At 46.1% G+C, this 12,603-nt stretch carries 10 protein-coding genes and 2 other annotated features; of the genes, 3 read left to right on the forward strand and 7 right to left on the reverse strand.

All coding sequences use genetic code 11. From position 1 onward, the window contains the following. Positions 1 to 16 precede the first annotated feature (16 nt). The 5 genes from HP570_RS13870 to HP570_RS13890 form a co-directional block, all read right to left on the reverse strand. Entirely contained in the window at positions 17 to 1,351 is a 1,335-nt protein-coding gene (locus HP570_RS13870; RefSeq protein WP_173626071.1) for a sodium-dependent transporter, read from the reverse strand. A 63-nt stretch (positions 1,352 to 1,414) separates the two neighbouring features. Further along, positions 1,415 to 1,652, reverse strand: a binding site (T-box leader). 48 nt (positions 1,653 to 1,700) lie between these two features. Next, positions 1,701 to 1,941, reverse strand: a binding site (T-box leader). Positions 1,942 to 2,049: 108 nt separating this feature from the next. Beyond that, positions 2,050 to 2,331, reverse strand: a complete 282-nt coding sequence (locus HP570_RS13875; RefSeq protein ID WP_012685955.1) for an Fpa/YlaN family protein — start codon at positions 2,329 to 2,331, stop codon at positions 2,050 to 2,052. A 93-nt stretch (positions 2,332 to 2,424) separates the two neighbouring features. Continuing rightward, entirely contained in the window at positions 2,425 to 3,357 is a 933-nt protein-coding gene (gene glsA, locus HP570_RS13880) for a glutaminase A (protein WP_173626072.1), read from the reverse strand. Between the two features lie 78 nt (positions 3,358 to 3,435). After that, positions 3,436 to 4,605 (reverse strand): MalY/PatB family protein, encoded by a 1,170-nt coding sequence (locus HP570_RS13885; RefSeq protein WP_173626073.1) that lies wholly within the window; start codon positions 4,603 to 4,605, stop codon positions 3,436 to 3,438. Between the two features lie 134 nt (positions 4,606 to 4,739). Further along, positions 4,740 to 6,266, reverse strand: a complete 1,527-nt coding sequence (locus HP570_RS13890; RefSeq protein WP_173626074.1) for an AbgT family transporter — start codon at positions 6,264 to 6,266, stop codon at positions 4,740 to 4,742. Between the two features lie 318 nt (positions 6,267 to 6,584). On the opposite strand from HP570_RS13890, the gene HP570_RS13895 reads away from it, so the two are divergent. Then, a complete protein-coding gene (locus HP570_RS13895) occupies positions 6,585 to 7,094 on the forward strand; it encodes a molybdopterin-binding protein (RefSeq protein WP_173626075.1) in 510 nt (169 codons plus the stop codon). 75 nt (positions 7,095 to 7,169) lie between these two features. Here the strand turns inward: HP570_RS13895 and sda are convergent, their stop codons facing one another. Beyond that, positions 7,170 to 7,307: a sporulation histidine kinase inhibitor Sda gene (gene sda / locus HP570_RS13900; protein WP_007725857.1), complete on the reverse strand. Its 138-nt coding sequence runs from the start codon at positions 7,305 to 7,307 to the stop codon at positions 7,170 to 7,172. 275 nt (positions 7,308 to 7,582) lie between these two features. After that, positions 7,583 to 8,782: an ornithine--oxo-acid transaminase gene (locus HP570_RS13905; RefSeq protein WP_173626076.1), complete on the reverse strand. Its 1,200-nt coding sequence runs from the start codon at positions 8,780 to 8,782 to the stop codon at positions 7,583 to 7,585. 196 nt (positions 8,783 to 8,978) lie between these two features. Between HP570_RS13905 and HP570_RS13910 the strand changes: the two genes are divergently transcribed. Both HP570_RS13910 and HP570_RS13915 read left to right on the forward strand, forming a co-directional pair. Next, positions 8,979 to 10,400 carry a sigma-54 interaction domain-containing protein gene (locus tag HP570_RS13910; protein WP_041749376.1) on the forward strand — a complete coding sequence of 474 codons (1,422 nt, stop codon included), beginning with the start codon at positions 8,979 to 8,981 and terminating at the stop codon, positions 10,398 to 10,400. Between the two features lie 566 nt (positions 10,401 to 10,966). Then, a complete protein-coding gene (locus tag HP570_RS13915; protein ID WP_173626077.1) occupies positions 10,967 to 12,355 on the forward strand; it encodes an amino acid permease in 1,389 nt (462 codons plus the stop codon). The last annotated feature ends 248 nt before the right edge of the window (positions 12,356 to 12,603 follow it).

The following is a 12,603-nucleotide window of genomic DNA, read 5'->3' on the forward strand; positions in this document are numbered from 1 at the left end:
GAAGCCTTTCGTTGTTTTACCAGAAACCCAGCATTTGCAGGAAAACGGCGAGAATCGCGATAGGTGCTACATATTTAATCAGGAGAAGCCAAATGATAAACATGCGTTTGCCCAGAGAAGTATGCGCCCCCAGCTCGTTTATCAAAACCTCACGCTTCATTTTCAGCGGAACGAAGATCGCAATGAGCAACGCTCCCAACGGCATCAAGATATTACTGACCAAAAAGTCCATCGCATCAAAGATAGATTTTCCGAACAGCGTAACCTCGCTCCATACACCGAATGACAAAGCCGACGGAACACCAACGATAAAAATCAGCAGACCAATCACCCAGGCAAGACGCTTGCGCTTTGCTTCGTCCCCCTTTGCAAGAGATGCAACGATAATTTCCAGCATCGAAAAAGCCGAAGTCAGTGTAGCAAAAAGGAAAAGAGCCAAAAAGATTAACAGAAAAATGTTACCGAAGGCAATTTGTTCAAACACAGAAGGCAGTACGATAAACAGTAATCCCGGCCCTGCAGTTGGCTCTACGCCAAGGGAGAAGACGGCAGGGAAAATCGCCAAACCGGCAAATAACGATACGAGCAGATTCAAACTGACAATCGATCCAGCAGAACGAACCAAACTTTCGTTTTTGGCAAGGTACGAGCTGTACGTGACCATGACGGACACCCCGACGCTCAGCGCGAAAAAGGATTGACCCAATGCGTAAAGGATCGATTGCGCACTCAGCTTGGTAAAATCCGGACGCAGAAAGAAGGAAACGCCCTCCATCGCCCCATCCAATGTCAAGGAACGAACCATCAATACCATGAATAAAAGGAACAAACCAGGCATCATGTATTTGTTGGCGGACTCAATTCCACTCGATACGCCTCTCGCGACTACCCATGCGGTAATGAGCATGAAAACCAACTGCGCAACTACTGCACCAACAGGATCACCGATAACGTCACCAAACACTTTGTCATAAGCTGGCCCTTGCAGTTGACCAGTAAACCCGCGAAGAAGATAAGTAAGAATCCATCCTCCCACTACACTGTAAAAGGACAAGAGCAAGAAGCAAGTGGTCACCCCAAGGCGACCGATCCAATGCCAGAGTGATCCGGGCGCAATTGTTTTATACGCACTGATCGCCTCTTTTTGTGTACTACGTCCGATTGTGAATTCCCCTAACAACAGTGGAAGACCAATTGCTAGCGTAAAGATAATGAATAGCAGAAAGAACGCTCCTCCACCGCTCGTTCCGACCATGTATGGAAATTTCCAAATGGCCCCCAGTCCAATCGCCGAGCCTGCTGCTGCCAAGATGAAGCCGAGCTTGCTCGTCCATTGTTCGGCTTGTTTCATAATTTTCACCCTCCAAAGATATTCTTTTCATTCTTAAAAATGGATACAAAAAAACCCGCCCCAAAAAGGGACGAGTTATTTATTTCTCGCGGTACCACCCTACTTAGACATCCCTGATAGGGAATGCCTCGCTTCGTCATTGATAACGGGTATGACCCGGACTCTCCTACTGGCGGCGCCTGCGTTCAGAGGTCAGCTCAAGAGTGAATTCAACGGGGCTTACATCAGGCTGCTCTCAGTCTATGGCAGCCCTCCCTGTCATGCAGCAGGTCCGTTTACTAGTCTCTTTCCTTGCTTGTTTCTATGATTCAGTTGTTGGGCTTTTCCGAAATAAAAAAAACCCGTCCAAAAAAGGGACGAGTTATTCGCGGTACCACCCTGATTAAGTGCACGGGATACAGATTCCCTACGCACTTCTCTCCATCATTGATAACGGGAATGACCCGATTCCTCCTACTAGGCAAACTGCCATTAAGAGGGCTGCTCAGGAGGGAATTCTACGGGGCGCGCTTCAAAGCTGCTTTCAGTCTAAGGCAGCTTCTCCCTGACAAGCGGTGATTCCGCATACTAGTCTCCGTCATTGCATTTCAAAATCAATAAAAAATTATAGACTTTAATTTAATATAAATACACGAAATAGGCAAGTGTTTTTTCTCTCAATAAAATGAAAAGCGAGGATAATCGCCGCTCTCCTCGCCTTACCTTTGATTAAACAGTTCATGAAGATGGGCCAATTTACGCTCCAATGAACCCATAATTTCTCGACCAATGTCGTCGCTAATCAGTCCTAAGCGGACCGCATACTCTACTTCACGAGAAAGCCCGAACATTTGAGTATCCAGCACTTCTTCATACAGTGGGCACTGCGGCATGGTCAGGTTTTCCATCTGTACGTCGATCAGCTTGTAAATTTTGTCGGCGTCTGCTTGAAGCAACGCTAGCGCTTTTTGTTCCAGATCGGGAACCTTAATTTCTGTCAAAACCTATCCCTCCGTTTGCCTCCATCCTTATCATACATAGTACGCGATTCTGGGCCATTTGAAAAGGGGAGAAGACAGATCAACTGCAAGAAGCTAAAAGATACCAAGCTTCCACTCTTTTGAGAGCAGCTCCAACAGCTTGACACCGGCTACCGAATTTCCTTTTTCATCCAGGGACGGACCGAACACACCAATCCCCATACGCTGTGGCACGGTTGCCATAATGCCGCCGGCAACCCCACTTTTCGCGGGAATTCCTACGTCAATCGCAAACTCACCAGAGGCATTGTACATCCCACAAGTCACCATGAAAGTCTTGCAGATTCGCGCTACCTCTTCTGGAATCACTCGCTCACCCGTATTCACGAGAATTCCGTCTGCTGCAAGCACCATCCCTAGTTTAGCTACTTCCTTCGCTGTCACCTCTATCGAGCAATGGCGAAAATACAGATCAAGCGTCTCTTCTACATCCGTTTCCAGTATGCCACTGTCCTTTAGAAACCAAGCGAGGGCACGATTTCGATCAGCCGTTTTCTTTTCCGAACAATAAACAGCTTGATTGATAGAAAGGTGAGGATTCCCCGTCATTTTCCGCATTAAAGCCAGCACAGCATCTAGCCGCTCGTCCACGTTGGCACCACGAATCATGCCCGCAACGGCAATGGCTCCTGCATTAATCATCGGGTTCAGTGGTTTATGAGATTCGGTCGTCTCTAGTTTTATAATAGAATTAAACGGGTCTCCCGTTGGTTCTTTCCCCACATGCCGAAACACGTAGTCCTTCCCATTTTGACATAAGGCGACGATCAGAGAGAAAATCTTGGAGATGCTTTGCATCGAGAATGGCACATCTGCATCTCCAGCAGAAAGGATCGTCCCATCGGGCAAGCATACAGCTACTCCCAATTGATGTCGTTCGACTTTTGCCAATTCAGGGATATAGGACGCTACACTCCCCATGTATGTAAACTCAAGTGATTGGTTGCGTATTTGCTCCAATTGATCGGACGCTTGTTTCAAATCCATTGAAAATCCCCTCAGTCTATTACGTCGATGTATACAGATTCGATTGTAGATTTCTACATGGGACATGTCAAATGATCCCTACTTATGAACAGCGTGCTCCAATCGTTCCATCGCTTCGACTAGAATCGATCTCGGGCAAGCAAAATTAATTCGCATGAAGCCTGCACCATCTGGCCCAAACGTCGTGCCATCGTGCAAACCGAGCTTTGCATCTTCGCGAATGAGCTTGTTCAACTCCGCCTGATTACATCCTAACTGTCTAAAATCCATCCATCCCAAGTATGTCGCTTCTGGAATTGCCATGGATACCCCCGGAATACGAGTCGATAAAAACTCATGTACAAAGGCTGCATTCTTCCGTAAGTAGATCAACAGTTCTTCCAGCCATGCTTCTCCATGTTGGTAGGCTGCAATCGTTGCTTCCATCCCAAACAAATTTAGGTTCTCATAGCCCATTTTGGATGCTGTGACCTGGAAGTTCCGCAATAACTGCTGATTTTCTGTCATCAAATAAGAAGTGTACAGACCAGCCAAATTAAATGTCTTGGCAGCTGATAGAAAGGTAACGCTCTGGTTGGCTAATTCCGGTGCCAGCGAATAGTAAGGCGTATGAACATTTGGCTCATAGACCAAATCTGAATGAATCTCGTCGGCAACCACGAGGACGCCATTTTCTACACACAATCTTCCCAAGCGTTCCAGCTCTTCCCTGGTCCATACTCGTCCGATCGGATTATGCGGTGTACAAAGCAGCATGAGCTTCACCCGCGGGTCGCTCAGCTTTTGTGCGAGATCATCCCAATTCATTTCATAACGGCCGTCACGTTCCAAGAGTGGGCTGGTAACGACATGACGTCCGCGGTTTTCGACTGCATGATAAAAAGGATGGTACACAGGTGTCTGGATCAAGACACGATCTCCGTGGGCTGTGTAAGCCTCTACCGCTACATGTATGCCGGGAACGACTCCAGGTATCCCTGTCATCCAGCTCACTTCTACCTCTACACCAAATCGTTTGTGTATCCACTCTTTTACGCTCTGATAAAAGGCATTTGACTTCAACGTGTATCCGTATATTGGGTGATTCGCTCGTTTGATCAATGCCTCCGTGATTTCAGGAGCGCAAGCAAAATCCATATCCGCCACCCACAGCGGAAGCATCCCTTCTCCGTTCACTTTTGGATTTTGAATCTCCCATTTGACACTATCTGTCCCTCTGCGTTCGATGCGCTGATCAAAATCGTACACGTTCGTTCCCTCCCCGTAGTCCCTTCCCCTTACCTACACAGCATAAACCGTTTTTTCCAATTGTCCAAGCTCTCTTGCCAACGAAAAAAGAGCCACTTCGACGAGTGGCTCTCGGCTCTTCATTCATGCATCTATTAGCGAGCGTATACACCGGGACCGAACGGGAGATCCAGGAAGTACCATGCTGTCAATTGCAAGATCCATACAACCAAGAAAACGATCGCAAATGGCGTCATGGTAGAGAAAATCGTTCCCATCCCTGCATTCTTATTGTACTTCTGATAGAAAGCCAGGAAAAGCGGGATGTACGGATTCACAGGTGAGATCGTATTGGTTGCAGAGTCTGCAATCCGATAAGCGACTTGGATAAATGCCGGATTGTAATCCAACAGCATCAGCATTGGCATGAATACAGGTGCCAGGATCGCCCACAGCGCTGAGCCACTCGTAATAAACAAGCTACAGATACCTGTGAAAAGTGTGAAGGCAATAATGATTGGCAAGCCTGTCAGTCCCATGCTTGTCATGTATTCTGCACCATTGACAGCCATCAAAATCCCAATATTGCTCCAGTTAAAGAACGCGATGAACTGTGCTGCTGTAAACGCTAACACAATAAAGCCGGACATATCCTTGATGGCTTCGGACATGTAATGCGGAATGTCCTTCGATATTTTAATCAGTCCCATTGCTCTACCGTACACGAACGATACAGTCACGAAGAACAGCAGGATGATGGGAATGATCCCTTTCAAAAACGGTGAGGTCAAGAAGTCTCCTGTCTTTGGATCGCGCAGCAATGAACCTTCTGGAATGACCAGCAATCCTATCATGAGTACGAAAATCAACGCTGCGATGCCAGCTTTGCGCAGTGCTTTGTTTTCTTGCGGAGTTACTTCTTCGAATTGTACGTTTCGATCTCCGTGATACGTACCAAGACGTGGTTCGATCATTTTATCGGTTATCCATCCTCCAAAGAAAGCGAGGATCACAACGGAAGCTGACATGAAGAACCAGTTATCTACTGGTGTAACCATTGCATTTGGATCAATTGTTTTCGCTACTTCTGTACTGATCCCCGCCAAGAGAGCATCTGTACCGGCAATGAAAAAATTCGCTGTAAAACCGGAGGATACACCCGCCATACCAGCTGCAAAGCCTGCAATCGGGTGACGCCCCATTGCCAAGAAGACGAGACCGCCAAGCGGAGGAATAATAACCATGGCTGCATCAGAAGCAAGATTTCCTAAAATACCGACAAAGACAATGGCATAACTGACAACTGCTGCCGGAATGCCTGCCATCATTTTGCGTAGAACTGTCGTCAAAAGGCCGATTTTTTCTGCCAGTCCAATTCCAAGCGTCATCGCCAGAACGAGACCAAGTGCTGGAAATTCAATAAAGTTTTTCAGCATACTCGTTAAAATCCAGTGAATACCTTCGACGCTAAGCAAGCTCTTAACGGCAACCTCTTCGCCTTTTGCAGGATGTATGACCGAAAAATCCATCGCTGCGAGGATTGCAGAGACTACCATCAATACGCCACACAAAATAATGAACAATACAAATGGGTGCGGGAGCTTATTCCCCACCGTTTCAATCCACTTTAGGATACCTTTTTGCTTCATCAGATCTACTTGCACATTCGTGCCTTTCGCCATCGTTTTGCCCCCCTAAATCGTTTGAATTCCCTGAACATTCACTCCACCTTGCAATAATCCTCTGGATGAATGATGTGGGTTCTCTTCTCTAGCGCTCATCGCCGCTAATACCTTTTATGAAAGCCCTTTCAAAAATGGAAAGGCTTGTACACAATACTTTATCTCTGCCCCCAGCTTTTATGATTATATAATCTATAAAAAGCATGTCAATAATTTTTAGACTATTTTAAGAATTTTTCGCTTTTTGGATAATTGCTGTCATTTGCGAGTCTATAGTAATATAGAGATTGATTATGAATGACCACGGAGGAATGACGTATGTCTGATGTTATCGTGTTCAAAGGGGCGATTTCTTTCCCTATTACATTGGATCCAACCGTTTGGGTTTTTGATGAACGTAAATTCGATCTGAAAACATACGCTGGCGAAGATGATAGCTCACTGGCTACGCAAGCAAAGTATTTGGCTGGCACGGGAACGCAGTGGGATAAGGAGTTGCGCGAAGGGGCTACGCTTCCTTCTGAGAGAAAAAGCTTAGCCGAAGAGCGTAAAGTGCTCGAAGGCGAGTACGGAATTCGTCTTGATCCCTTCATTACAAATGCTGAGCCCCTGCAAGAGGTGACTCATGTCCGCCTTCACCGCGAGGATCAGGAAGCAGTCGTTCTTCCACTTGCCGAGGCAAGAAGAGCCATCCTCCAATTCTCCAAAGACGGCAGGCCTATTAAAGAGGACGGTCCTGTGTATTTTTATTTGCCAGAAGTGTTGCTTGCCAAAGAAGAACCGATTAAAGGAATTACTGCTTTTGAGTTTATCACGGAGCAAGCGTAAGATAACAAAAGCCATCCTCCTTCGAAAAAAGAGGATGGCTTTTGCCATATGTTCGTATGTGTGATGATTTTGCTCTTAGGCGCTGAACTGCGTGATACGGATATTCCGATGCTGTAGTTCTTCGCGAAGCAATTCGATAAAAGCTGCATCTAGTTGAAGGTCGACAGCTCGATGATATACTTCTATCAACATTTGGTCGCTTAAGTATTTCACCTTCGCTCACCTCCATTTCTAATATGAGCCCATTGTACCAGATAGGTTTGTATCGAACAACCGTTCGGATATCCACAAGCAATGTGGACATCTTGTTGGTAACATGTGGGCAAATTGTGCGTAACTCATAAGCATCCAAGCATTTCCTTTGTGGATTGTTTTTTTCCTTTTATCCACAGTCAGTCGAAATTTGTCGAACGAATGATGCGACTATTCTGTCATAATGACCCCACATAAAAAAGCCACCCTACACAGGATGGCTTACCTTGTTGCTTTTATTCTGTCACGTGCAGAACTTGCTTGATGCGATCAATTGCCCAATCCAAGTCTTCTTTGCTGATAACGAGTGGTGGTGCAAAGCGAATGGTTGTCTCATGTGTTTCTTTGCACAGGAGTCCCAGTTCTTTTAGTTTTTCGCAATATGGACGAGCTGTTGTAGTCAGCTCCAAGCCGATGAACAGACCGCGACCGCGAATTTCCTTGATGATCGGGTTATTGATTTCTTTCAATTTCTCCATGAAGTATGCGCCCATTTCCAGGGAGCGCTGTACAAGACCTTCGTCAGCCAATACATCCATAGCTGCAACAGCAACGGCACATCCGAGTGGATTTCCGCCAAAGGTAGAACCGTGGGAGCCTGGCTCAAATACGCTCAAAATTTCTTTATCTGCGGCTACTGCGGAGATCGGGAACACGCCACCACCAAGAGCTTTCCCCATGATGTACATATCTGGTACTACATTTTCCCAATCGCTGGCAAACATTTTACCTGTACGTCCAAAGCCTGTTTGGATCTCATCGCTGACCAAGAGTACATTGTTTGCTTTACATACCTCTTGTGCCTGCTTCAAGAAGCCCTCTTGCGGAATGATGATCCCTGCTTCGCCTTGGATTGGCTCTAGCATGAATGCTGCTGTATTCGGTGTAATCGCTTGCTTAAGCGCTTCGATATCGCCATAAGGAATGATTTTGAAACCAGGTGTGAATGGTCCAAAGCCACGTCTGTACTCTTCAGCAGAGGAGAAGGAAGTCACTGTGACAGTACGACCATGGAAGTTGCCTTCACAAACGATGATTTCTGCTTGGTTTTCTGGTACTTTTTTCACATCATAAGCCCAGCGACGAACTGCTTTGAGAGCCGTCTCTACTGCTTCAGCACCCGTGTTCATTGGCAGGATCATTTCTTTTCCTGTCACGGCAGAGAGCTTTTCGTAGAATTCACCCAGTTGGTCATTGTAAAAAGCACGGGAAGTGAGCGTTACTTTATCTGCTTGATCTTTCAGAGCTTGGATGATACGTGGATGACGATGTCCTTGGTTCAGCGCAGAATATGCACTCAGCATATCCAGATATTTATTGCCCTCCGGATCGTGTACCCATACGCCTTCTGCTTTGGAAATAACGATCGGTAGCGGATGATAGTTGTGCGCACCGAATTTTTCTGTTTGTTCAATAACCACGTTTGTTTTACTCATGTCGTTAGCCTCCTTCAAGATCACTTGCTAAAATTATCTAGCAAGAACGATGCCAAACAAAAAAACCCCACAAAGTCGGTCCAATCCGATCTAATGAGCAAAATAATTTTGCATCTCGCATTCATATTCTTTTGCAGTGCATAATGTTTTTGCACTCATTCCCTTTATGCTATGATACCCTCATAAGGAAAGGCTGGTGACCACAGTGTCGTCTTCTACGCATAATTCTTCTGCTGACACTCTCTTGCGCATTTATGAACATATTTTGGACAGAATGAATGAAGGTGTACATGTCATCGATTCGGACGGGACAACGATTGTCTACAATTCCAAAATGACCGAGCTAGAATTGATGACCAGACAAGACGTTTTGCACAAACCTTTGGCAGAGGTTTTTCAGTTCCCTTCTGGACAGGAAAGTACCTTGCTTACATGCTTGCGTACCGGAAATAGCATTCGCAATACACGCCAAACGTATTTCAATGACAAGCAAAAAGAAATTTCAACCATCAACAATACGTACCCCATCATTGAAAATGGCAAGGTCATCGGCGCGATGGAAATCGCAAATGATGTTACCAAAATGGAACGATTGATCAGAGAAAACCTGCTGCAAAAAAACGGGTCACGCTACACATTCGAGCACATTATCGGGAGAAGCGGTCCTATTCTCGATGTCATAGAGAATGCCAAACGCGCAGCACGCACCTCCTCATCCGTATTGGTAGTCGGTGAAACTGGTGCCGGGAAAGAATTGTTCGTGCAAAGCATTCATAATGCCAGTCTGCGTGCATCTGGCCCCCTTATCTCACAAAACTGCGCTGCGCTTCCAGATAGCCTGATTGAAGGGCTTTTGTTTGGAACGGCTCGTGGAGCATTTACCGGGGCAGTAGAGCGACCTGGATTGTTTGAGCAAGCGGAAGGCGGAACACTCTTTCTCGACGAAATCAACTCGCTTAGTATGCCACTACAGGCAAAATTGTTGCGTGCTCTGCAAGAGAAGTCGATTAGACGTATTGGTGACACAAAGGATCGAACGATTGATGTACGCATCATTGCGGCTATCAATGAAGATCCTGTTGAAGCAATTGCCAATTCGCATTTGCGAAAAGATCTGTACTATCGTCTCGGAGTCGTCACGTTATTCCTTCCCCCGCTTCGGGATCGCAAAGAAGATATTCCGATGCTGGTCAGCCATTTTATCGAAAAATACAATGAGCTGTTCCAAATGGAGGTACGAAGCATCAGTGACGAGGTTCTGCAATTTTTTATCCAGCATGACTGGCCTGGCAATGTGCGTGAACTTCAGCACTTGATCGAGGGGGCCATGAATCTGATGATTGACGACGAATCAACCATACGTTATGAGCACTTGCCCTTACACTTTCTGCGTCGGACGCCAGCCGTTCCCGTAACAATCGAGCAACCCTCCCCTCACACGTTGCCATTTTTGGATGAAGGAAAGCCGTTGAAGGAAACGATGCAAGAATTTGAAACAGCATATATTCACCATGTTGTGGAACGCTATAACGGAAATATTTCACGAGCAGCCAAGGAATTGCAAATCAGTCGTCAAAGCTTGCAATATCGTTTGCGTAAGCTGGGGATTAAGGGATAAAGCATATTAATAAAAACGTTCTGGTTTGAGTCAACATGGTGGAGGAGAAGAAAAAGCACAGTTCTCTTCGACTCTGACACACCCGCAAGGGTGACTCACTGCTCGTCTCCATTTCAAAAAGGGGACCGTCGAGCCAAAGCCACCCTACGGGCGGACGTTTTTCAGGAAGAAGTGTTCGACAAGCGTGGTCCCCTTTTTGAAGTTCCGACTGGGTAGGCTTTGTCAAGGTCTACGAGCCCTGCGCTTTTTCTTCTCACTAGCTTTATTGGTTCATCGTTACCTTCTAAAAAACTTGCACTAAAAAGCTTGCAAGTTCATCTCTTGAGATGTTTTCTTTCAGTCCAATTTTTTCCTTATCATTTTTAATAAACGCCAAGAGATTTGGCGTTTTTTTAATTATTTTGCATCTACATGCCGAATCTTTTTGCGCTTTTTGCCAGCAAATCCCTCAAAAATAATATTTTCATAAAGTATTTCATTTGGTATCATTCTTGCAGAGCATATATGGCTATCGCGCTGAAAACGCATACATCCATTTAACATACTCGCGTGAAGGAGAGGGTTATATGTCCCAAAGCAACATGGAACAGCACAATCAATTGAAACGCACGATGAACAGCAGACACCTCTTTATGATTTCTCTTGGCGGCGTAATCGGAACCGGGTTATTCCTCGGATCAGGTTATACAATTAGTCAGGCAGGACCAGTTGGTGCCATTCTCTCCTATTTAGTCGGCGGCTTTATCATGTATCTGACTATGCTATGTCTGGGCGAGCTGACAGTTGCCATGCCAGTGGCCGGTTCGTTCCAAACATATATGACTCGCTTTGTTAGCCCATCACTTGGGTTTGGTGTAGGCTGGTTGTATTGGCTTGGTTGGGCCGTGACCGTTGCTTTAGAGTTGTTGTCATCAGGACTGCTGATGCAACGTTGGTTCCCTGACTCACCTGTTTGGATGTGGTGTGCGATCTTCGGTGTAGTGCTCTTCTTATTAAATGCTTTATCTGCTCGTGCGTTCGGTGAATCTGAGTTTTGGTTTTCCAGCATTAAAGTAAGCGCTATCATCTTGTTCATCATCTTGGGTGGAGCGGCGATGTTTGGCTTCATTGACCTGAAAAACAGTCAGCCTGCGCCAATGCTCACCAATTTTACAGAAAGCCCGCTTCTCCCCTTTGGAATTACAGGCTTGCTGATGACGATGATCACCGTGAACTTCTCCTTCCAAGGTACCGAACTAATCGGGATTGCGGCTGGAGAAAGTGAGAATCCAGAGAAGACGATTCCGAAGGCCATTCGTACGACGGTTTGGCGCACACTCGTGTTCTTCATTCTGGCGATTGCCATTGTGGCAGGGATGATTCCACACCAACAGGCGGGTGTGATTGAAAGTCCGTTTGTCGTCGTGTTTGACAGCATTGGGATTCCTTATGCAGCTGACATTATGAACTTCGTTGTCCTGACAGCACTTCTGTCTGTGGCCAACTCTGGTTTGTACGCAGCAACTCGTATGCTTTACTCCCTGTCCAAAGAAGGAATGGCTTCGAAAAAGCTTGGGGCTGTAAATGGAAAAGGGATTCCGATGAACGCTTTGTTGATTACGTTTGCAATCGCTCTCTTGTCTCTTCTCTCCGGTATTTTTGCAGAAGATACGGTGTTCATGGTACTGTTGTCTATCGCTGGTCTCGGCGCACAGGTAGGATGGATCTCCATCTCCGCTTCGCAGCTCGCATTCCGTCGTCATTACCTGAAAAACGGAGGCAAGCTGGAGGATCTGAAGTTCCGTACACCTTTGTACCCTATACTGCCTTTGATTTCCTTGATCTTGAACTTGCTCGTTCTCGTGAGTCTGGCATTCGATCCAGAACAGCGCATTGCCTTGTACTGCGGGGTTCCGTTCATGATCATTGCGATCTGCGTGTATCAATTCCATTTTAAAAAGAAACTCGAAGCGTAAATCAAAAGAAAAGCTTGCAGCCCCCTTTCAAGAAGGGACTGCAAGCTTTTCGTGCTTTATATGCGATGCGTTAGGCTTGGCAATGCTACAATGAGATTCGGACAATTTCCGTAACGACTACCATGGCAAAGACTGCAAATCCAAGGGAACTCGTTACCAGCAACATGCGCTTAAGCTTTTTCATATCTTCCATAAAATTCCCTCACTTTCTTGCGCCAATCATCTCTATCGTTATATACGTATGAACG

It is taken from the genome of Brevibacillus sp. RS1.1 (assembly GCF_013284365.1).
GTDB classification, from domain to species: Bacteria; Bacillota; Bacilli; order Brevibacillales; family Brevibacillaceae; genus Brevibacillus; species Brevibacillus brevis_D.